15 protein-coding genes and 1 pseudogene are annotated in these 22,267 nt (G+C 67.8%); 12 read left to right on the forward strand and 4 right to left on the reverse strand.

Annotation, left to right across the window (positions count from 1 at the left end):
- Positions 1-8: 8 nt before the first annotated feature.
- Both ACW5DN_RS11545 and gabT read right to left on the reverse strand, forming a co-directional pair.
- Entirely contained in the window at positions 9-1,808 is a 1,800-nt protein-coding gene (locus tag ACW5DN_RS11545) for an aminotransferase-like domain-containing protein (protein ID WP_456962800.1), read from the reverse strand.
- Between the two features lie 7 nt (positions 1,809-1,815).
- Positions 1,816-3,096, reverse strand: coding sequence for a 4-aminobutyrate--2-oxoglutarate transaminase (gene gabT, locus ACW5DN_RS11550; RefSeq protein ID WP_456962801.1), 1,281 nt, complete (start codon positions 3,094-3,096; stop codon positions 1,816-1,818).
- A 284-nt stretch (positions 3,097-3,380) separates the two neighbouring features.
- Here gabT and bioB point away from each other — a divergent pair.
- The 6 genes and pseudogenes from bioB to ACW5DN_RS11580 form a co-directional block, all read left to right on the forward strand.
- Positions 3,381-4,448 (forward strand): annotated as a pseudogene (gene bioB, locus ACW5DN_RS11555) (biotin synthase BioB); the annotation flags it as partial.
- Positions 4,449-4,540: 92 nt separating this feature from the next.
- Positions 4,541-5,761, forward strand: coding sequence for an 8-amino-7-oxononanoate synthase (gene bioF, locus ACW5DN_RS11560; RefSeq protein WP_456962802.1), 1,221 nt, complete (start codon positions 4,541-4,543; stop codon positions 5,759-5,761).
- Between the two features lie 60 nt (positions 5,762-5,821).
- The gene (bioH, locus tag ACW5DN_RS11565) at positions 5,822-6,607 is read left to right on the forward strand and encodes a pimeloyl-ACP methyl ester esterase BioH (protein WP_456962803.1); all 786 of its coding nucleotides are present in this window, start codon (positions 5,822-5,824) and stop codon (positions 6,605-6,607) included.
- Complete coding sequence (gene bioC, locus ACW5DN_RS11570) at positions 6,604-7,539, forward strand: malonyl-ACP O-methyltransferase BioC (RefSeq protein ID WP_456962804.1); 936 nt, start codon at positions 6,604-6,606, stop codon at positions 7,537-7,539. The genes bioH and bioC overlap by 4 nt, the downstream gene beginning before the upstream one ends.
- Complete coding sequence (locus tag ACW5DN_RS11575) at positions 7,536-8,540, forward strand: multidrug resistance efflux transporter family protein (RefSeq protein ID WP_456962805.1); 1,005 nt, start codon at positions 7,536-7,538, stop codon at positions 8,538-8,540. Before bioC ends, ACW5DN_RS11575 begins: the two co-directional genes overlap by 4 nt.
- 110 nt (positions 8,541-8,650) lie before the next feature.
- Positions 8,651-9,298: a hypothetical protein gene (locus ACW5DN_RS11580; protein ID WP_456962806.1), complete on the forward strand. Its 648-nt coding sequence runs from the start codon at positions 8,651-8,653 to the stop codon at positions 9,296-9,298.
- A gap of 9 nt (positions 9,299-9,307) precedes the next feature.
- Here ACW5DN_RS11580 and ACW5DN_RS11585 read toward each other — a convergent pair whose 3' ends face one another.
- Positions 9,308-10,315 carry a pyridoxal-phosphate dependent enzyme gene (locus ACW5DN_RS11585; RefSeq protein ID WP_456962807.1) on the reverse strand — a complete coding sequence of 336 codons (1,008 nt, stop codon included), beginning with the start codon at positions 10,313-10,315 and terminating at the stop codon, positions 9,308-9,310.
- Between ACW5DN_RS11585 and ACW5DN_RS11590 the strand changes: the two genes are divergently transcribed.
- The 6 genes from ACW5DN_RS11590 (at position 10,315) to ACW5DN_RS11615 (ending at position 18,277) form a co-directional block, all read left to right on the forward strand.
- Complete coding sequence (locus ACW5DN_RS11590; RefSeq protein WP_456962808.1) at positions 10,315-11,031, forward strand: hypothetical protein; 717 nt, start codon at positions 10,315-10,317, stop codon at positions 11,029-11,031. The genes ACW5DN_RS11585 and ACW5DN_RS11590 overlap by 1 nt on opposite strands.
- Positions 11,032-11,615: 584 nt before the next feature.
- Positions 11,616-13,505, forward strand: a complete 1,890-nt coding sequence (gene mnmG, locus ACW5DN_RS11595; protein ID WP_456962809.1) for a tRNA uridine-5-carboxymethylaminomethyl(34) synthesis enzyme MnmG — start codon at positions 11,616-11,618, stop codon at positions 13,503-13,505.
- A gap of 247 nt (positions 13,506-13,752) precedes the next feature.
- Complete coding sequence (gene mgtE / locus ACW5DN_RS11600) at positions 13,753-15,192, forward strand: magnesium transporter (RefSeq protein ID WP_456962810.1); 1,440 nt, start codon at positions 13,753-13,755, stop codon at positions 15,190-15,192.
- A gap of 75 nt (positions 15,193-15,267) precedes the next feature.
- Positions 15,268-16,725, forward strand: a complete 1,458-nt coding sequence (locus ACW5DN_RS11605; RefSeq protein ID WP_456962811.1) for a sialidase family protein — start codon at positions 15,268-15,270, stop codon at positions 16,723-16,725.
- A 186-nt stretch (positions 16,726-16,911) separates the two neighbouring features.
- Positions 16,912-17,640, forward strand: a complete 729-nt coding sequence (gene ribA / locus ACW5DN_RS11610; RefSeq protein WP_456962812.1) for a GTP cyclohydrolase II — start codon at positions 16,912-16,914, stop codon at positions 17,638-17,640.
- A 157-nt stretch (positions 17,641-17,797) separates the two neighbouring features.
- Positions 17,798-18,277: a DUF421 domain-containing protein gene (locus ACW5DN_RS11615; RefSeq protein ID WP_456962813.1), complete on the forward strand. Its 480-nt coding sequence runs from the start codon at positions 17,798-17,800 to the stop codon at positions 18,275-18,277.
- A gap of 10 nt (positions 18,278-18,287) precedes the next feature.
- On the opposite strand, the gene ACW5DN_RS11620 is transcribed toward ACW5DN_RS11615, so the two are convergent.
- Positions 18,288-22,265, reverse strand: a complete 3,978-nt coding sequence (locus ACW5DN_RS11620; protein WP_456962814.1) for a translocation/assembly module TamB domain-containing protein — start codon at positions 22,263-22,265, stop codon at positions 18,288-18,290.
- Positions 22,266-22,267 lie beyond the last annotated feature (2 nt).

Consider the following 22,267-nt stretch of genomic DNA (forward strand, 5'->3'; position numbering starts at 1 on the left):
CAGTGGGCTCACCTGCGCCGGTGCGCCGGGGTCTTCCGGGTCAGCACCGCGGTGTCGACCAGCAGGCCGTCGTCGCCATAGAAGCGCACCTGGTCGCCGTCCAGCACCACGGTGAAGCCGGACGCCTCGCCGTAGGCCCAGGACCGCCACTGCCGGTACCAGCGGCCACCCTCAACCCACCAGTGGCCCTGGTCGCAGTCCTCGTCGGTGTAGCCGGCGGTACCCGACAGACCGCCGGTGGTGTGGATCTCCAGCGTGCAGGGCTCGCCGTAGACGGTGCTGTAGAGCAGGGTGCTGCCGGCCATGGCCCGGCGCAGCGCCCTGCCGGCCACCGGCGCCGCGGTCTCGTCCCCGATGCGGCGCGAGGCTGGTGCCAGGTCGCCGCGGACCAGGTGCGCCAGGTGGCGCACGCCTTCGCGGATGCGGGAGGCGGTGATGCCGGTTACGCCCATGCACAGTGCCTCGCGGCCGTCGGCGTAGCGCATCGGCTCGACCAGCACGCCGATCAGGGCCGCCTGGCGCGCCAGTTCGCGCGCGTCCATGTCGGTGCCGAAACTCACCCGGTACGCGCTGGCACCGGGCGAGGTCTCGATGCTGACCATCTCGTGCAGGTAATGGTTGAGTGCGTCGCGCAGCGCGGTGCGACGTTCGGCCAGGATGCGGCCGGCGCGCACCAGCGACGCCGAGTAGTGCCCCAGGCCGATGAAGTAGGCCCATGCGCGCTGCAACACGCGCGGTGGCACTGCGCCCTGGTGGCGACGGAGCCGGCGCGCGCGCTCGATTAAGGCTGCCGGTGCCACCAGCACGCCTGGAGGTTCGCCGCAGGAGGCCGACGGCGCCAGGCTGCCGACGTAGACCACTCGGCCTTGCTGATCCAGCGCGCGCAGTGCCGGTGCGACGCGGCCGCCGTCCTGCACGCCGGCCGGGACATCCTGCTCGATCAGCAGCCCGTCCGCTGCGGCGACGCGTTCGAGCAGCTCACGCGGATAACTCGACTCGGCCGCGATGCCGTGGCGCGCGCTGGTGACCACCACCACGCCGGCCGGCAGCGGCTCGCGCGAGGCCGGGTCGAGGATCGTGACTTCCACGTCGCGCCGGCGCAGTCGGCGTTCGAACTCGGCATCGATCGGCCGCTCCAGTGCCACCCGGGTACCGCGGCGGATCAGGATCTCCGCGGCGAGATACAGCGCCTGAGCGGCCGAGATCGTCATCAGCAGTTCGTCGGCGCCGGCTTCGATGCCGCGCATGGGTAGCACCTTGCCGCGCATTTCCTCCACCAGCATCGAATCGTCGCGACTGCCGGCTTCGAGCGGCCATTCCACGACCTCGTGGCGCGAGCCCGCGAGGCGGATCGCCTCGCTCCACTCGGCCACCGGCGCCAACTCCCGGTCCACGCGTCCGTCGATGAACGGGAACGGGTAGCGGTGCCAGTGTTGCGGACACCGGAAGCCATCCTCCTCCGGTGCCGGAGGCAGGCGCGAGGTCAGTGGCGATGGCGGTTCGATGCCGCGCGCCGCCCGGCCCACCACCGGTCCGGGTGCGCGCGCCGACACGTACAGGCCGCTGCGCGGGCGGCTGCTCAGGTGGCCCTCGGCGAGCAGCGCGTCATAAGCGAGGCTGACGGTGTTGCGCGACACGCCGATCCGCTCGGCCAGCAGGCGCGAGGACGGCAGTCGCCGCCCGGGTCTCAGGGCACCGCGAAGGATCGCATCGGTGACCTGCTGCCGCAGCTGCTGCTGCAGGCTCAGCGGGCTGCCAGGATCCAGGGTGATGGACAGCAGGTCGGCGGTGCAGGGCTCGTTCTTCATCGCATCGTCAGTCGGCCTTCAGGGAATTCTCCAGCAGCGCCATGCCCTCGTCGAAGACGGCGTCGGTGATCGTCAGCGGGTACAGCAGCCGGATCGATTCACCCTGGCCACCGCAGCCCAGCAGCACCAGGCCCAGCGCATGCGCACGCTGCAGTACCGCGCGGGTCGCGGCCGGATCGGGCTCGGCGTCGCCGCGCTTGGCCAGCAGGTCGAAGGCGAGCATCGAGCCCAGGCCGCGGACGTTGCCCGTCGGCCGCAGGTCGTCGCGTTGGGCGAATGCCGCCAGGTGCTCCTCGACCCGCTTGCCCAGGACTTGCGCGCGCTCGAGCAGCGCCTCTTCCTCGATGACGTCCAGCACCGCCAGCGCGGCCGCGCAGGCGATCGGCGAGCCGGCATAGGTGCCGCCCAAGCCGCCGGGTTCGGCCGCGTCCATCAGCGCCGCGCGGCCGATCACGCCGGACAGCGGGAAGCCGCCGGCAAGCGACTTGGCCACGACCATGAGGTCGGGGCGGACGCCGGTGTGTTCGATGCCGAACATGCGCCCGGTGCGGCCGAAGCCGGTCTGGACCTCGTCGGCGACCAGCACGATGCCGTGCTCGTCGGCGATCCGTCGCAACGCGAGCATCAGCTCGGCCGGCGCGGGCAGGAAGCCGCCTTCGCCCTGAACCGGCTCGATCACGATCGCCGCGACGTCCTCGGGCGACACCTCGGTGCGGAACAGGGCATGCAGCGCAGCCAGACTCTCTTCCACGGTGCCGCCCGTGTGCGCGGCCGGGAACGGCAGGTGGTGGACGTCGCCCGGCAGGGGGCCGAAACCGCGCTTGTACGGCACGGTCTTGCCGGTCATCGCCATCGCCATGAAGCTGCGGCCGTGGAAGCCTCCGGAGAAGGCGATCACCGCCCGGCGACCGGTCGCGGCGCGGGCGATCTTGACCGCGTTCTCCACCGCCTCGGCGCCGGTGGAGAACAGGATGGTCTTGGCCGGGCCGTCGATCGGCGCCAGCGCGTTCAGGCGTTCGGCCAGCGCCACGTACGGCTCGTACGCCATGACCTGGAAGGCTGTGTGGGTATAGCGGTCCAACTGGTCGCGCACCGCCGCCATCACTTTTGGATGGCGATGGCCGACGTTGAGCACGGCGATGCCGCCGGCGAAATCAACGAAACGCTTGCCGTCGGTATCCCACAGCTCGGCGTTCTCGGCGCGGTCGGCGAAGTTCGACATCGCGGTCGCCACCCCGCGGGGAATTGCGGCGATGCGGCGCTGTTGCAGTTGGGTGTGGTCGGTCACGGTCCAGGCTCCTCGGGCTATGGGGCCAGATTGCGAGGGCCACGCTGGCGATCATAGGGCCAGAGTGCGACGGTCGCTGGTGCCAGTCATCGATACAGCGCACGCCAGCGCGCGGGCGGCTGGGCGATGCATGGTGGCGCGTTGGCACCACCTGCAGCGTGCTTGCCGGCTGGTCTTGCGTTGTGGGTGGTTGTCAACTTTTTTTGAAGATAGTTGGTTGACAGCGCCGGCCATGCTTTCCAGACTGCCACGTTAGCCTTGTCGTCATCTGCCGGAAAGCCGCCATGCCTGCTGTCAGTGAAGCCACCGCCCGCGATCCAGCTGTCGCGCCGCCTCAGATCCGTCATGACTGGAGCCGCAAGGAAGTACGCGCCCTGTTCGACTTGCCGTTTCCCGAGTTGCTGTTCCGTGCGGCCAGCGTGCATCGCGCCAACTTCGACCCCAACGAGGTCCAGGTCAGCACCTTGTTGTCGGTAAAGACCGGCGGCTGCCCCGAGGATTGCTCCTACTGCCCGCAGGCGCAGCGTTATCACACCGGGGTGGACGCGCAGAAGCTGATGTCGACCGACGCGGTGCTGGACAAGGCGCGCGCGGCCAAGGCGGCCGGCGCGTCGCGGTTCTGCATGGGCGCGGCGTGGCGCTCGCCGGCCGACCGCGACATCCCGAAGGTCGCCGCGATGATCCGCGAGGTGAAGGCGCTCGGGCTGGAAACCTGCGCGACGCTGGGGATGCTCAGCGGCGGCCAGGCACAATCGTTGAAAGCGGCCGGGCTGGACTACTACAACCACAACCTGGACACCGCGCCGGAGTTCTACAACGAAATCATCCACACCCGTGACTACCAGGACCGGCTGGATACGCTGGCCCACGTCCGTGACGTCGGCCTGAAGACCTGCTGCGGCGGCATCGTCGGCATGGGCGAATCGCGCGACCAGCGCGCCGGCCTTCTGCAGACGCTGGCCAACCTGCCGTCGCATCCCGAGTCGGTGCCGATCAACCGGTTGGTCAAGGTCGAGGGCACGCCGCTGGCCGACGACAAGAACCTGGCCGAGCTGGATCCATTCGAGTTTGCCCGCACGATTGCGGTGGCGCGCTTGCTGATGCCGTTGTCGATGGTGCGCCTGTCCGCCGGGCGCCAGCAGATGTCCGACGAGTTGCAGGCGCTGTGCTTCGTGGCCGGCGCCAACTCGATCTTCTACGGCGAGAAGTTGCTGACCACCGACAACCCCGAGACCAACCGCGACCTGGCCTTGTTCGAGCGGCTGGGTCTGCGGCCGATGCCGGTCGTCGAGCCGCCGCCGCCGCCGGGCGTGACCGTGCACGCGGACATCGTCGAAACAGGCCGCGTCGAGACAAGCCGCGTCGAGACAGGCCACATCGAGATTGAAACCCGGGATACACTTCCCGGCATGGATACCGTCCGCACCGCCGGCGTAGTCTGAACATGGCGCGTGCGTCCTGGCGTGAACGCATCGAGGCTGCGCGTCTGGCGCGGGTCGCCGCGTCGCGTAGCCGGATCCGGCGCGTGGTCAGCCATCGCGATGGCGCACGTTGCATCGTCGATGGCCGCCAACTGCTGAATTTCTGCAGCAACGATTACCTTGGGCTGTCCCAGCATTACGCCGTAGTCGGTGCGCTGCAGGATGCGGCGGCGCGCGAGGGCGCCGGTGGTCTGGGGTCGCACCTGGTCTGCGGCCACCACGACTTGCACGACCGGCTGGAGAAAGAGCTGGCCGATTGGCTCGGCGCGCCGCAGGCCCTGCTGTTCGGCAGCGGGTTTCTGGCCAACCTGGCGGTGGTTCAGGCGTTGCTCGGCGACGAGGATATCTGCGTCCAGGATCGCCTCAACCACGCCAGCCTGATCGATGCGGCGCGCCTGGCCGGTTGCCACCTGAGGCGTTATCCACACGCCGACGCGGAGGGCGCGATCCGCCAGTTGCGCAACCTGCCCAACGGCGTTGCGATGCTGGCCACCGATGGCGTGTTCAGCATGGATGGCGATGTCGCGCCGCTGCGCCAGCTGGCGTTGGTCGCGCGCGTCCAGAACGCGCTGCTGTATGTCGACGATGCCCACGGCATTGGCGTGCTGGGGCCCGATGGGCAAGGCAGCGTGGCCGAAGCGGGTTTGTCGGTGAAACAGGTCCCGCTGCAACTGGCGACCCTGGGCAAGGCGCTGGGCAGTTACGGCGCAGCGGTAGTGGGTGACCATGCCTTGATCGAGCACCTGGCGGAAACCGCGCGGCCCTATCTCTATACCACCGCGTTGCCGCCGGCCCAGGCCGCTGCCAGCCTGACGGCGGTGCGGCTGGCCCGCAAGGAGCACTGGCGGCGCGAGAAGCTGGTCGAGCTGGCGGCCCATTTCCGCTTTCGTGCGCGCAGCGCCGGGCTGACACTGCTGCCGTCGGACACGCCGATCCAGCCGGTACTGGTCGGTGACGATGCGCGTGCGCTGTCGATGGCCGCCGCCCTGGAGCGCGAGGGTTACTGGGTCGCCGCGATCCGGCCGCCCACGGTTCCCGACGGTCGCGCGCGGCTGCGGGTAACCTTGTCGGCGCTGCATGCCAGCAGCGATATCGACGGGCTGGTCGAGGCGTTGCTTCGGGCCCGGGACCGCGCCGAGGCGGAAGCGCGGGTTGCCGCGATCCAGGCCGGGGCGATGGCGTAGCGCGAGCGGCAATGCACTCGACCCTCTCCTCACTCCAGCCGCGGTAGCCGCAAGAACACCATGCACATTCAAACCCGCGGGCACGGCCCGGCACTCGGCCTGATCCACGGCTGGGCGATGCACGGCGGCCTGTTCGCCCCCTTGGTCGACCGGCTGGCCGGACGCTATACGCTCCATAGCGTCGACTTGCCCGGTCACGGTCATTCCCGCGACGACGCCAGCAGCCTGGAGCCGGCGGCATTGGCGCAAGCGCTGGTGGCGCGAGTGCCGGATGCGGTCTGGCTGGGCTGGTCACTGGGTGGCCAGGTGGCGATGCGTGCCGCACTGGACCACCCCGACAACGTCCGCGGCCTGGTGATGGTCGCCTCCTCGCCGCGCTTCGTGCGTAGTGACGATGACAGCTGGCCGCACGGAGTCGGGCGCGAGCTGTTTGCGGACTTCGGGCAAGCATTGAAGCGTGATTTTCGCGGCACCCTGGAGGGCTTCCTGGCGCTGGAGGCGCTGGGCTCCAGCAGCGCGCAAGAGGAACTGCGTGAGCTGAAGACCCAGGCGTTCGAGCGCGGAGAGCCGGCGCCGCGCGCGCTATTGGAGGGCTTGCGCCTGCTGGACTCGGTGGATATGCGTGCCGAACTGGCGGACCTGCAGGTGCCCAGCCTGTGGTTGTCCGGCCGCCGGGACCGCCTGGTTCCCGCCACCGCGATGCCGGCCGCCGCCGCGTTGGCGCCCAATGCGCGCAGCGTGGTGATTGGCAATGCCGGTCACGCGCCGTTCCTGGGCGCCGCCGATGAAGTCGCAACCGAGATCGACGCGTTCATGCAATCGATCCATACGGAGCAGCCGGCATGAACGGCTTGTTTGACCATCGCCAGGTGCGCCGCGCGTTCTCGCGCGCCGCAGGTGACTACGATTCCGCCGCCGCGTTGCAACGCGAAGTGGCGTCACGGCTGGCCGAGTCGCTGGACTATCTCGATGACCCCGCGCTCGCACTGGCGCCGCCAAAGGTCGTGGTCGACCTGGGCTGCGGGCCGGGGCATATGTCGGCGACGTTGCAGAAGCGCTGGCCGAAGGCGCGGGTGCTGGCGATCGACGCGGCCCCGGGGATGCTGGCGCAGGTAAGTGCCGCCGGGCGCACGGCCGGGCTGCCACGCCTCAATCCGTTTGCGAACAAGCCGGTTCCGGTCTGCGCCGACGCGCGCGCGCTGCCGCTGGCCGACCGCAGCGTCGACGTGCTGTTTTCCAATCTGTGCCTGCAATGGGTCGAGGACCTGCCGGCGGTGTTCGCCGGCATCCGGCGGGTACTCAAGCCCGGTGGCCTGATGCTGGTGTCGACGTTCGGCATGGATACCCTGATCGAGTTGCGGCAGGCGTTTGCCGACGCGGATGAGGCGCCGCACGTGAGCCCGTTCACCGCGATCGGCCCCTTCGGTGATGCGCTGATCGCGGCCGGTTTCAAGGACCCGGTGCTGGACCGGGACGAGTTCCGCCTCGGCCACCCCGACCTGGCCAGTCTGATGCGCGAGCTGCAGGCGCTCGGTGCCACGAACGCGCTGGCCACGCGTCGCCGCAGCCTTACCGGCCGTGCCAGGTTTGCTCGGGCCTGCCGGGCCTACGAGGCATTGCGCGGGGCCGATGGCCAGCTGCCGGCCACCTGGGAGGTGATCTACGCCCACGCCTGGGGCCCGCCGCCGGGTGCGCCGATCCGGGTCGATGGGGTCGACGAAGTACAGGTGCCACTGTCGACCATCCAGGTTCGCAAGCGCTCCGGGCCTGGCCGTTGAATCAGCGCAAATTGACGTTGCTTGCGGTCGCGATAGCGTTGCTGTCGGGGCTGTTTTTCACCTCCACCTATGTGCTCAACCGGGCGGCGGCAACCAGCGGTGGGCACTGGGCGTGGACGGCCGCGCTGCGTTACCTGATCGCCTTGCCGCTGATGCTGCCGTTGATGCACTGGCAGGGCGGGATCAAGCCGGTGTGGCAGGCGATCCGGGCGCATCCGTGGCCGTGGTTGGGCTGGAGCACGGTGGGGTTCGTGTTGTTCTACATGGGCCTGAGCTACGCCGCCGCCAGCGGACCGTCATGGCTGGTGGCCGGCACCTTCATGCTGACCGTGATTGCCGGGATGTTGTGCGCTCCGCTGTTGTACTCCGACGAACGTGCGCGCATTCCGCTGCCTGCACTGGGCACCGGACTGGTGGTGGTGTCGGGCGTATTGCTGATGCAGTTTGGCGTCAGCGGAGGGGGTCTGGATCGCGACGGTTGGATCGCCTTGTTCTGCGTCGTGATCGCCGCGGTGGCCTTTCCGCTGGGCAACCGTGGTTTGTTGCTGCACCTGGAGCGGGTGGCCCAACCCGGTGTCCCGGAGCTCAATGCCACCCAGCGCGTATTTGGACTGACCTTGGCCAGCCAGCCGGCGTGGCTGCTGGTGGCGTTGTATGCCGGTAGCCAGGCCGGACTGCCACCCGTCGACCAGGTGTGGTTGGCGGCCGGGGTAGCAGTGGGCGCCGGGATCATCGCCACCGTGCTGTTTTTCCAGGCCACCGGCATGGTTCGCGACACCGCGACGGGCCTGGCGGCGGTCGAGGCGATGCAGGGGGCGGAGATCCTGTTCGCCACCATCATGGGGGTGCTCTGGCTGGGCGAGGCTTGGCCGCAAGGGCTGGCGTTGTGGGGCGCGGGGATCGTGATCGTCGGCATTATCGGCTCCAGTTGGGTAGCGGCCCGCAACGCCGCGGGTGACCGGCGTGCCATCCAGGACTTGCGAAGCGAGCGCGGCGCTTAAAGCGCGCAGCGCGGCGGCTAGAACGCGTCGCGCGGCGCTTGGAACGCACGTTGCGTTCAGCCGCGGGCCGCTAGATTCGTTCACACGTCACGCCACGCAACGAGTCGAGCATGTTCAGCCCAACCTCCATAGCCTTGGCGACTTCCGTCCTGACCCTGCTGGTCAGCAGTCTGCTGCCGGTGCGCGCGCAGGACGCGCCCACCAGCGTCATTGAACAGTGGGGGTTTGATCCGGGTGTGCTGGTGGCCGACGGCCGCGAGTTGCTGCGTCGCGCGCCGGACCCGGCCATTGACGGACTGTTGCAGGCGGCTCACGCAAGCACCCGTAGCCCGGAGGAAGCCGCCGCGTTGTGCCAGTTGTTCGATCCCGGCACGGACCGCAGCCTGGCCGGGCTGAACGCGATCGCTAACCGGCTGGGGCCGGCCAACCAGGATCGCTTCGCCACCGCAGTGGCCAATGTGTTTGTCGCGGCCATGCAGGCGCCGGTACAGCCTTACGACGAGACGGTGGCACGGCAGTCACTGAAAGCTGCCGGGGTACGCGCGGCGCTGGTCAATGACGGGTTTGTCGCTGGTTTGAATGGCACTGACGCCGACGCCCGCTGCCGGTCGATTGGCTGGCTGCTGGACGCGCTGCACGACCGGCCGCTGCCGGAGCGTGCGTCGGTCGCACGCCTGTTGCTGGGTGAAGGCCTGGAGCAGTTGGCAATCGGTACCAGTGTCGCTGCGCCGGGCGCGGACGTTGTGCCATTGCGATAGCACGGAGCCTCAGGCGGTTCCCAGGGCCAGCAACGCCGGCAGCGTGTCCAGATCGACGTTGCCGCCGGAGAGGATGATGCCGACGCGACGTCCGGCGAAACGCCCGGGATGGGCCAGCACCACCGCCAGCGGCACGGCGGCAGACGGCTCCACCACCAGCTTCATGCGCTCCCACAACAGCCGCATCGCCGCCACTACCTGTGGGTCGCTGGCCAGCAGGATGGCGCGCACGTGGGCTTGCACTATCGGGAAGGTCAGTGTCCCCAGTTCGGCGCGCAAGCCGTCGCAGATGGTGTCGACGGCGCGGCCGGAGATGCGCGTCCCGGCCTGCAGCGAATCATGCGCGTCGCGCGCGCCTTCGGGCTCGGCGCCCAACACCTCGATCGCCGGATCGATACCGTGCGCGGCCAACGCCGCACCGGACAACAGGCCACCACCACTGACGGGTGTGATCACCGTGTCCAGGCTGGCGACGCTGTGCAGCAGTTCCAGCGTCGCGGTGCCCTGGCCGGCGATCACCCGGGTGTCGTTGAATGGATGCACCAATATCGCGCCGGTGTCGCGCAGCACCTCGGCGGTGACCTGGTCGCGCGATGCCTGCGTCGGATCGCAGAGGATCACCCGCGCGCCGTAATTGCGCATGGCCGCGAGCTTGACCGCGGAGGCGTTGCGAGGCGCCACCACGGTCGCCCCGGCGTGGCGCAACCGGCACGCCAGTGCTACCGCCGCGCCGTGGTTGCCTGAGCTCTGGGTGACGATGCCGCGGGCGAGTTCGGCCTCGGTCAGCGAGAAAATCGTATTGCACGCACCGCGGAACTTGAACGCTCCGGTGCGCTGCAGGTTCTCGCATTTGAAATGGAGCTCGCAGCCGGCCAAGGTGTCCAGGGTGCGCGACCGCAACACGGGGGTCGCGTGGACGTGCGGCGCAATGCGCGCGGCGGCGTGGAGGATGGCATCAAAATCCAGCGCAGCGGAGGTCGGCTGGCCGGACGGAATCTCGGGGAGGGTGATTTGCATTGGATGAGTCCGGCGCGACAGGATGGGGGGCGCAGCAGGCCGGACGGCGCCAGGCCAGCGGCCATGCCAGCATGGAGCTGAATGATCGAATTGCCGAGTTAAGCGCTAGTTCAATGCCGGAAGCCGAGGATGGCTACATCATAACGGGGGATCCCGCAATGCTTAGAAAACTGATCTTGCCACTTTCCGCGATGGCGCTGCTGGGCGGTTGCATGACCGGCGGATACGGCTATCAACAGGCTCGCGGTGACTACTACTACGGTCAGCCGAGCACCGACTACCGGTACTACAACCAGTACGGGAACGACGGCTACTACAGTAATCGTTACCCGGGCTACTACGGCAACGCCTATTACGGCAACAGCTATAACCGCCGCTATCCCTACGGCTACTACCGGCCACCGGTGATCGTGGTGCGGCCCGGTCACAACAACAATCACGGCAACAACGGCAACCACACGCCGCGACCCGATACCGACCGCGATCGTGCGCCGTGGCGGGATTACGAGCGCTTGCAGCGCGAACGGATCCAGCGCTCCGAGCGTCCAACCGGTTCGCCCGCGGCGGTGCAGCGTAGTGTCATCGCTGCGCCGGTTCGCCCGACCTCCACGCGCCCATCATCGGGAAGCAGCAACAATCGTGGTTCACGGATGGAGACGATGATCCGCAAGTCCAAGGCCGGACGGGAAAATTCCCAACCCATCAGGCAGAAATAGCGCATTCACGCCGGATCCGGTAATTCAACACCGGATGACTACCATGCGCCGGTATTGACAGAGAGCGTCGCAATGCGACGTAATCAGGTATCGTCTCAATGTCGACGTCTCACGAGGAATCTCGGATCCCCCCTGTTCCGCCCTCGTTTGACGTCGACGCCTACACTGAAAGCCCCGCTCTGGCGGGGCTTTCGCTTGTCTGGGATGTTCCGGGGGTCGGCAGGAATCCGTGGATCGAGGTGTGTCGCCGGGGCAGGGGATCGGCGTTTATTCGCGCAAAGTGCGACACCGGTCTCATTCCGTGCATAGAAAAAGGGCCGAATGTCCCCCGACATTCGGCCCCCGTGCTTCCCCAACAGGCACTTGGTCGGCCCTGTTCCAATTCCGACCGGCGCCAGGCGCCTGCCCTGTTGGGTGCATGATTGATAAAGCATGAAGCGTGCCAAGTTCCCGGCGTGTCCGGTATGCCTGGCCGGAATGCGCGAACGCGACACACCGGCGAACGGCGTAGAATCCACGCCCTGCGGCGGCTCGGGATGCCACGACGGGTCGCCCAACGACGGCCCATTGGCCAGGGTCTTGCGATGAGCAATGATTTCTTTCAATACGACGTGATCGTGGTCGGTGGCGGCCACGCCGGCACCGAGGCCGCGCTGGCGTCGGCGCGCGCCGGTGCGCGCACCCTGCTGCTGACCCACAATGTCGAGACGGTCGGCGCGATGAGCTGCAACCCGGCGATCGGCGGGATCGGCAAGGGCCATCTGGTGCGGGAAATCGACGCGCTCGGCGGCATCATGGCGCACGCCGCCGATGCGGCGGGGATCCAGTGGCGTCGGCTCAATGCCAGCAAGGGGCCGGCGGTGCGGGCGACGCGTTGCCAGGCCGATCGCAGCCTCTACCGCGCCTTTATCCGCCGTGCGGTGGAGAACCAGCCCAACCTGACCCTGTTCCAGGCCGGCGTCGATGACATCGATTTCGACAACGCCAAGGTCAACGGCGTCACCACCCAGACCGGCCTGCGCTTCCATGCGCCGGCGGTGATCCTGACCGCTGGCACCTTCCTCGCCGGCAAGGTGCACGTCGGCCTGACCACCTACGCGGCCGGGCGCGCGGGCGATCCGCCATCAGTCACCCTGGCGCAGCGGTTGCGGGAAGGCCCGTTCGTGGTCGACCGGCTGAAGACCGGCACCCCGCCGCGTATCGACGGACGCAGCCTGGACTACTCGGTGATGGTCGAGCAGCCCGGTGACGATCCGCGCCCGGTGATGTCGTTCATGGGCTCGCGCGACGACCACCCGCGCCAGCTGTCGTGCTGGATCGCCGAGACCTGCGAGCGCACCCACGAGATCATCCGCGGCGCGCTCGACCGCTCGCCGCTGTACACCGGCCAGATCGAGGGGATCGGCCCGCGCTACTGCCCGTCGATCGAGGACAAGGTGGTGCGTTTCGCCGAGAAGACCAGCCACCAGATCTTCGTCGAGCCCGAGGGTCTGGGCGTGGCCGAGATCTACCCCAACGGCATCTCCACCTCGTTGCCGTTCGATGTGCAATTGGAGTTGGTGCGCTCGATCCGCGGTTTCGAGAATGCCCACATCACCCGCGCCGGTTACGCGATCGAGTACGACTACTTCGATCCTCGCGGGCTCAAGGCCACGCTGGAAACCAAGGCGGTGGACGGCTTGTTCTTCGCCGGCCAGATCAACGGCACCACCGGTTACGAGGAGGCCGCCGCGCAGGGGCTGCTGGCCGGGGTCAATGCGGCGCGTCAGGTGCGTGGGGAGGCTGGTTGGTGTCCGCGCCGCGACGAGGCGTACATCGGCGTGCTGGTCGATGACCTGATCACCCACGGCACCGTCGAGCCGTACCGGATGTTCACCAGTCGCGCCGAGTACCGCCTGCAACTGCGCGAGGACAATGCCGACCTGCGGCTGACCGAAACTGGCCGCAACCTGGGTCTGGTCGGCGAAGCGCGCTGGGCCGCGTTTGCCGCCAAGCGCGAGGCGATCGAGACCGAGAACGCGCGCCTGGCTGCGATCTGGGCCTCGCCCAACAATCCGCTGGGCCGCGAGATCAACGCCACGCTGGGGATCGAGCTGAGCCGCGAGAGCAGCGCGCGCGACCTGCTCAAGCGGCCGGAAGTGACCTATGCGCGGCTGGTGACAGTGGCTTCGCTGGGGCCGGCGGTGGCCGATCCGGCGGTGGCCGAGCAGGTCGAGATCGGGGTGAAGTACTCGGGCTACCTCAACCGCCAGAACGAGGAAATTGCCCGGCAGCAACGCCATGAGACCACCGCGATTCCGTCGGATTTCGACTTTGCCCGGGTTCGCGGACTGTCGGCGGAGCTCAGCGGCAAGCTCGAGCGGGTGCGGCCGCAGACCATCGGTCAGGCCCAACGCATCCCCGGCATGACGCCGGCAGCGATCTCGTTGCTGCTGGTGCACCTGGTGGGCGCGCGACGCCACCAGGTCGCCTGAGAGACTTGGTGTCGGCGTCAACTCCCGGTTGACCGGTTTGCGGGCGGCTGCCTAAACTGCGGCAGCTTGCCAGGGCCCAACTCCCCCGGCCATGACCACACCGTGGACACACCGAGTCGATCTAGAACATTCCCCGACACCATGGCCCGCACGCTCGCGCGGCGATGCGTGGAGCCTGCGACGACCCGGTAAACCGGTGTTGCCCGCTTCCGCGATCGCACGATAGCGACCGGCCGGAGGCATGAAGATGCAACCCAACCCTCAGCAAGCCGTGCGGCCGTTTTACCGCGCCGATATCCACGGCAACTTCGATGCCGACCTGGTCGCCGAGGCGATCGCGGCCGAGCTTGGGCACGACCAGCTTGAGCGCGACAATCTCGGGGCCCTGCAGACCGCGTTGAGCGAAGTGCTGGCCGTCGACCTGGCGGACGTGCTGACCCGCCTGTCGCCGGAGCAACAAGTCGCGATATTGCCGCTGATCGCCGCCGAAGAGCGTGCGCTGGTGTTCGGCTACCTGCCGCTGGAGCTGCAGACCTTGCTGGTGGCCGGCATGCAACGCCCGGCGGTACTGGAACTGCTCAAGCTGATGTCCGCTGACGAGCGCGTGGACCTGTTCAACACCTTGCCGTCGGACCGGCGCGAACGACTGTTGCCGGCACTGGCGCAAGCCGAACGCGACGATATCCGCCGCTTGGCCAGCTACCCGCGCGACAGCGTCGGCGCGCTGATGACCTCCGAATACGCGACCCTGACGCCCGAACTGACCGCAGGCGAGGCAATAGCCGAGCTGCGCCGGGTCGCGCCCGACAAGGAGACCATCTACACCTCCTACGTGATCGACCATGATCGCCATCTGCTGGGTGTGGTCACGTTGCGGCGCTTGATCCTGGCCGATCCGGCCACCCTGGTGTCGCAGGTGATGGCCGCCAATCCCGTCACCGTCCACGTCGATGCCGACCAGAACGAGGCCGCCAACAAGATCGCGCGATACGACTTCATGGCGTTGCCGGTGGTCGACCATGACGAGCGCATCGTCGGCATCGTCACCGCCGATGACGCGATGGACGTGGCCGAGGCGGAAGCGACCGAGGACTTCCACAAGGCCGGCGGTACCCTGGGCAGCCTGACGATGAGCATGAAGGATGCCACCGTGGGGCTGCTGTACCGCCAGCGCGTGTACTGGCTGGTGCTGCTGGTGTTCGCGAACCTGTTCTCCGGCGCCGGCATCGCCCACTTCGAGGACCTGATCGCGGCCAACATGGCGCTGGTGTTCTTCCTGCCGCTGCTGATCGCCAGCGGCGGTAACGCTGGCGCGCAGTCGGCCACGCTGATGGTGCGTGCATTGGCAACCGGCGATGTAGAGATGCGCGACTGGGGCAAGATGCTGGGGCGCGAGGTGGTGGTCTCGACGTTGCTGGGGCTGACGATGGCGTTCGCCGTGAGTGCGATCGGCCTGTTTCGTGGCGGCCCGGCGATTGCCCTGGTGGTGGCCTTGACGATGCTGCTGATCGTGCTGGTGGGCAGCGTCATGGGCATGTCGCTGCCGTTCCTGCTGAACCGGTTCAAGGCCGACCCCGCCTCGGCCAGCTCGCCACTGATCACGTCACTGGCCGATGGCGTGGGCATCCTGATCTACTTTGCGATCGCCACCGTGCTGCTGTCGTGGCTGGGTCATGCCGTCGCCTGATGCTGGCGGCAACCCGCGCCATCGAGTGTCGGCGCCGGGTCGGCGGTTGACGGGCAGCAGCGGTAGACTGTCGCGATGAAGCTGACCCGCCTGGATGTGCTGACAACCGCGGTCTTGGCCACCGCAATCCTTTGCGGCGCTTGCAGCCCGGCACCAGACGCCGGCACCGAGGCGGTCGATAGCGCCGCTATCAACGACGGTGCTGTCAACGCCGGTGCCGTCGACGATCAACCATCGACCACCGCGACCGAGTATCAACGTCATCCATGGCGGTTGCCGGCGCCGGTAGGCGCGGCGCAGCCGGACCTGGTGGCAGCACCGGATGGCACCTTGCTGTTGTCCTGGATTGAACCCAGGCAGGCCGGTGGCCACGCGCTGGTTTTTTCTGCTGCCGGGAAGCCAAACGGCAACGACGTGGCCGGTTGGACGGCGCCGGCGACGATCGCGACCGGGGACGACTGGTTCGTCAACTGGGCCGACACCCCGCATATCGCAATGGGCAATGATGGTGCGTTGTGGGCGCACTGGCTGCAAAAATCCGCCGCCGCCGTATACGCCTATGACATCGCTCTGGTGCGATCCAACGATGGTGGCGGCACCTGGTCGGCGCCGGTACTGGTCAACGACGATGGCACTGCGACCGAGCATGGGTTTGTCTCATTGTGGCCACAGGGCGAGGCCGGACTTGGCGTGGCGTGGCTGGATGGTCGCCAGACGGCGGGCGGCGGCCACGATGCGAGCGCCGGGCATGATGGCCATTCCGGCGACATGGGCGTGGGCGCGATGAGCTTGCGCGCCGCGCAGTTTGACGCCGCGCAGTTCGCCGGCATGGGTGCGGACAAGGTCCTGCTGCGCAAGTCGGCCGACACCCGCATCGACGCGATGACGTGTGACTGTTGCCAGACCGCCATCGCGGTGACGTCCAAAGGCCCGCTGCTGGCCTACCGTGACCGCACGGCCGGGGAGATCCGCGATATCGCAGTCACCCGGTGGCAGGACGGCAATTGGACGCCGGCGCACATCGTTTATCCCGACCAGTGGGAAATGCCGGCCTGCCCGGTCAACGGCCCGTCGATTGCCGCCAGTGGCGACCAGGTCGTGGTCGGCTGGTACACCAGTCAATCCACCCCGGCCGGCGATATCCCGACCGTCAAGCTTGCCTACAGCGACGATGCCGGCGACACCTTCGCCGCCCCGATCACGCTGGACCACGGTGAAGCGGTGCACGGGCGCATCGCGGTGGCCATGGACGCCCATTCGGCGTGGGTGGTGTGGGTGCGTGAAGACGCGCAGGGCCAGTCCCTGCAACTGGCGCGCTATTCGCCCGGGCTGGTTCGGGAAGAGCAACGCATCGAACTGGCCAGGGTCGCCGGGCGTGGGCGCGGTACCGGCTTTCCGCAGATCGCCCTTGCCGGCGGCGATGCCCATGTCGTCTGGACCGAGGTCGTGGACGGCACGCCGGGCTTGCGCGGTGCGGTCATGCAATCGCCGGTCGCGCAGAAGCAGGTCGCGCAGAACGATCCGTTGCGCTGATCCGGTCTTTTTTATTCGGTCATGGCGCCCCCATGTAGCGTGGGTCGGGTTGCCGGATTCGTGTTTGTCCGCTGTTTGTCCACTGGCCGCGGGAGCGCTTGGCTTCGCCCGACAAGCGGTTTGGAGGAAGATAGTGCCCACGATCCCTGATACATACCCTTGATACAGAGCGTTTGCAGGAACCCCATGAGTGATGCCAAACCCGCCATCGATACCGTGACCTCGCTGCATGCCGCTACCGGGGCCAACCCGAATGACGTGGACGCCGGCCTGGAAACGTCTGCGGAACGTGCACCCCGCCTCGACTACGTTGACAGCTGCGATCTGCCGACGCCGTGGGCGAGCTTCCGTATGCACGGTTTTGCCGATCGAGTCACCGGGGGTGAACACGTGGTGTTGACCCTCGGTTCGATTTCCGATGGCGAGCCGGTGCTGGCGCGGGTGCATTCGGAATGCCTGACCGGCGATGCCATGTTCAGTCGCCGCTGTGACTGCGGCGCGCAACTGGAAGAGGCGCTCAAGCGTATCGCCACCGAAGGTCGCGGCATGTTGCTGTACTTGCGCCAGGAAGGCCGCGGCATTGGTTTGCTCAACAAGATCCGCGCCTATGCACTGCAGGATGCCGGTGCCGATACGGTGGAGGCCAACGAGGCGCTGGGGTTTGCCCCGGACCTGCGTGATTACGGGATATGCAAGCCGATGCTGGCGCATTTCGACGTGAACGCGCTGCGCCTGATGACCAACAACCCGGCCAAGGTCAAGGCCATGCAGGCGGTGGGCGTTGCGGTCACCGAGCGGGTCGCGATCCTGGTCGGCCACAATCCCAGCAACCGGCGCTACCTGGCGACCAAGCAGGACAAGCTCGGGCACTTGATCGACACCACGGCATCAGCGAAGGCGCCGGCACACGACTGAAGCCGTCTGGCGCCGGCTTCACATCGGCTCGACGAGGTGCGTAGCTACTGTGCCCCGACCCATGCGGCTTGCCGGGCGACCTGCCAGCACTGCTGGCGCGGCCTTCGGCAGGGGCTACGGGCTCGACGACATGACGTGACCAGCGAGGCGGATGCCGATGGAGATATTCGAACTGTCGATGCCGCTATGGAAGTTGCTGGCGCGCGCCACGTTGATCTATTTCTCGCTGGCGATCGTGCTGCGGTTGCTCCCCAAGCGCGAGATTGGCGGGCTCTCGCCAAGTGACCTGCTGGCGCTGGTCATAATGGGCGGCCTGGTGGCCGATTCGATGTCGGCGGGTGCGGAACACCCGCTGGATTTTGTCGTCCTGGCGGGTGTGGTGCTGGCATGGTCCTGGTTGATCAACATGCTGGAGTTCCGGTCACCGCTGTTCGCGCGCTGGACCGTCGAGGCTCCGGTGGTGATCGTGCGCGAAGGCGAGATGCTGCGACGGGCGATGCGCCAGGAGCTGGTCACCGAGCTGGAGCTGCTGAGTCAGTTGCGACTCAACGGCCTGGAGAAAGTTGAAGATGCGGCGCTGGTGACAGTGGAGCCCAATGGCCAGCTCAGCGTAATTGCCAAGTCCACCGGGCATTGACCGCGCGGCGTTATTTTTCCTTGCGCCAGTTGACCGAGCCGCGGTTCTCGATCGAGCTGGATTCGATCTCGATATCAAAACCGTGGTCGAGCAGGTACTTCAACGTCAACACCTGGCCGGTGCCCAGCAACGACACGCCGTAGCCGACGTACAACCTTGGCGAGAGCTGCTTGCCAACGCCGAACACGCTGCCGCCGAGCGCCTGGCTCTGCATTACCCCGGCTTCGTCCAGACCGATCTTCGCACCCAACTGGGAGGCCAGCAGGCTGCCGCCGGCGGTGAGGGCGGCGCTGGCGGCGTTGAGCTGGCCGCGCTCGCTGCCGCTCAGGGTCGACAGTGGGCGGCCCAGGGTGAGGTAGGCGAGCGATTCGGCCTGGGAGCTGGCGGGATTGGACCAGACCTCGGCCTGCGGGTCTGAGGCGCGGCCGCTGACGTCGACACCGGCGGTGACATCGCCAATCTTCCGCTCCGCGCGCAGCCGGATCGCGGGGTCGGCAATCGGGTCGTTGGACCAGCTCAACTGGCTGCTGGTGATGCGCAGGTCCTGGCCATAGGCGGTGTACTCGCCGGCGACGGTGATGATGCCGGTGGCGGTCATCTCGCGGCCGGGGCGCGACACGATACGCATGCCGCCGCCCAGCTTCCCGTCCAGGCCGAAGCCGTTCATCTGCACGTTGTCGCCGAGCCGGATCACCAGCTCCATCTGCAACGGCGTACCGGGACCTTCCTCGGGATCGACCGGATCGAGCACCACGACGTCATCGGAGACCGCTACCGTCTGGTCGAGTTGTTCCAGGTTGATGCGGGCCTCCGGCACCTCTACCCGACCGCTCAGTTGCAGTGGTTGGCCGGCCTGGTACTGCAGCTTCAGATCCGGGCTAGCGACCACGCGCAGCTCCAGGCTGTCCGACACCAGAACATCGGTGCCGCGGACCATGAGCACCAACGGCGTCTCGTTGCCTTGCCAGCCCAGGCTGCCATCAATGTTGAGTACGCCGCTGCCGGGGTTGCCGGCGGTCGATGCGGAACGCACGCTGCCATGGATCTGCGCCGTCCCGTCGGCCAGGGCGTTGAGCTGCAGGTTGCCCTCGCGCAGGGTGATGGCGAGCGCCGGGATCTCGGTGCTGAAATCGGTCAGTTGCGCCTGTCCGCCCAGTTGCGGCTCCGCGCGGGTACCGCCCAGGCGGATATCGGCGCTCAGCTGGCCGGTCGGCTCGACGATGTCGGCAACAAACAATTCCAGCCAGGTGAGCTCATCGGTGTCCAGCGAGACCTGGCCGGCGAGGGGAGAGTAGGCATCCCAGCCGGTGATGACGTGCGCATCGATGCGGCCGTCATCGTTGAACCCGGAGGCGAGCACTGCCTCGATCCCCTGGCGGCGGAAGTCCGCCGTCAGCGACAGGTTGTCGTATTCGATCAGCTCGCTTCGCGCACGCGGACTGGCCTTGATGCCGCCACTGTCCGAGCTGAGCCGCACCTTGCCTTCCCAGTGGTCGCCGACGGGACGCAGTTGTGCATCGATGGCGATCTCGCCACGCATCACCCACGGCCGATCCTCTTCGCGTTGTGGCAGGTAGGGCTGCACCAATGCCAATGGCAGCCCTTGTCCGGTGATGCTGATGCCCGGTCGCGGCCAGTCAACCGCCACGCACGCCGAGCCGCCGGCACTGGACGCCAGGCACGCATTGTCGAGGCTGCCGGTGCCGGCGGGGGCCGGGTTCCAGGCGAAGGCCGCCGGTTGCAGCAAGTGCCAGTTCGCGCCGCGTTGCAGCTCCAGCCGTAGTGTCTGCAGCAAGCCTTGCCAGTGACGGCCTTGCCGGTCGAGCTTGGCGGACAGGGCCAGGCTGCCCAATGCGCCGCTGGTGTTGGCATCAAGCGCCAGATGCTCGACGGCCCCACGGGCGTCGATGGCCAGTGTGTCCAGTTCGATGCCCGCGACCAGGTCGCCGGCACGTACGCTCAATGAGCCGTTGCCGCGCGACCATGGCAAGCTGCCGTCGATGCGAATCGAGCCGGCCGAGTAATCGCCAAAGACAATCCCGTTGCCGTCCAGGTCAGCGCTGATGTCGGGTGCCGTGGGCGAGCCAGCCAGGTGGATCTCGCCGCTCAGGCTGCCGGCGCTGTCGGGCAACAGGTCGGCCAGCCGCAACGGCGAGAATCGCGCGTTGATGTCCAGGGTGTCGCCGACGCGGCCGTGGGCTTCCACGCGGCTGCCGCCGAGGGTGAGGGCGAGCTCGCCTTGGTAACGTGCGTTGCCACCGGTGGGTGCCGCACCGTGCATGGTGAAGCTGCCATCGCCATCGAGTGGTCGCCCGCGCAGGCGGCCACCCAGGTCCGCCAGTTCGGCCTGGATGTCCAGGCCGCCGTCGTCGCGGGTGAGTCCGTCACTGGTGATGTGGCCATTCACCGCCCCATCCCAGCCGGCGGCGAAGTAACCCGGATCAAAGCCGGCCAGTTTTGCGTCCAGGTCCCAACCCAGGCTCGGTGCCCACGCCACCGTGCCGGTGGTGGCCAGGGTGCCGGTCGGCATCTGCACGTCCAGGCGCTGCAGCTGCATCTGCTGGGCATCGCCGCGACCGTCCAGGGTCAGTTGCGCCTGCTCACCGGCGCGGGAGAGGGTGGCCGTGCCCACCAGCGCCCAGGCCTTCATCGTGCCGGCCAGGCCCAGATCCGCATCGGCGTGGATGATTGGATTGTCAGCGACAGTCGCCGATGAAGGGGTCGCACCGTTGGAGCCACCCCATTGCAGGTCGCGCACGTTGGTGGCGAAACGAAATTCGGGATTGTCCTGGTTGTTGAAGTCGGCGCTGCCGCGCGCGATGACCGTGCCTCCCAACAACTGCAGCCGCAGCGGGTTCAGTTGCAGTACCTGGTCCTGGACTTGAAGCCGGGAATTGACCACGCGGGCCTGGAAATCGCCTTGCCGCAGCTCGCCGCGCAAGCGGGCGTCGCCGCCAATCCCATCGGCCTGGAATTGAAATGCCAGTGGTGTCGGCGAAGCTGCGGCGTTCGAGCCGGTCAACAAGCCGATATCGAGAGCCTCGGCGTTGGCGCGCAATTGCCAGCGCGGCCCCCCGGTGGCGGTCATCGCCGGGCCCGACACGACCTCGCCGGCGCCGGTGACCAACTGCGGTTCGCCGCCGTCGCCGCGCAGCACCAGTGTCGCCTGGAAGGCTTCCGGTGCGCGGCCGGCCAGCGCCACGTCCATGCGGTCCAGGTCGCCTTTGGCCACAAAACCCAGCCGGGCCGGGGTGCGCCCGGTGGCCGACGGCAGCATCGCGGTTGCCACAAGGTCGCTGCGGTAGCGGTCCGCGGGCACGTAATCGCCGTGTGCGGTGAACCGGCCACGGTTGCTGTCGACGACCAGATGCTCGATATGCAGCGCGCCCGGGCCGGCGTCGACGCCGCCGCGCAGGCGATGGATATCGATGGTGGGCACCCCTTCGCTGCTGATCAGGAATCCGTCGATTTGCACGTCGTCGGCCTGCAGCGCCAGCGGCGGAGCGATCTGCGGTAACGAGTCAGGCCAGCGCGGCAACTCAAACGGCTCATCGCCTTGCGGCAGGTTCAGCGTCGCGTTCTCGATCTGCATCGCGTCCAGCCGCAGGCGCCGGCCCAGTAGCGGACGCAGCGCCGGGTCCACGGTGACGCGCTGCGCGGTGAAAACGATGGCATCGTAGGTAAAGCGCACGTCATGCATGGTCAACGGTCCCGACGCGGGTCCTTCGGCCTTGCTCCAGCTCAAGGTGGCGTTGTCGGGCAGGCGCGAGACCACCTGGCCGAGCAGGAACTCGCGTCCGCCGATGCTGGCCAGCAACCAGTAGCCGAATACACCCAGGGCGACGACCACCACGGCGACCGACACCCCGCCACGGACGGCCAGGTAGCGCGTGCGGGCCTTGCGCCGCGCTCGCAGCTCGGCAATCCGCTGCTCGCGCTGTTCCGCCGTGAGGTCGGGATCGATCCGTCGGCGCAGGATGCCGGCCATCG

The organism is Lysobacter sp. A289, assembly GCF_054072675.1.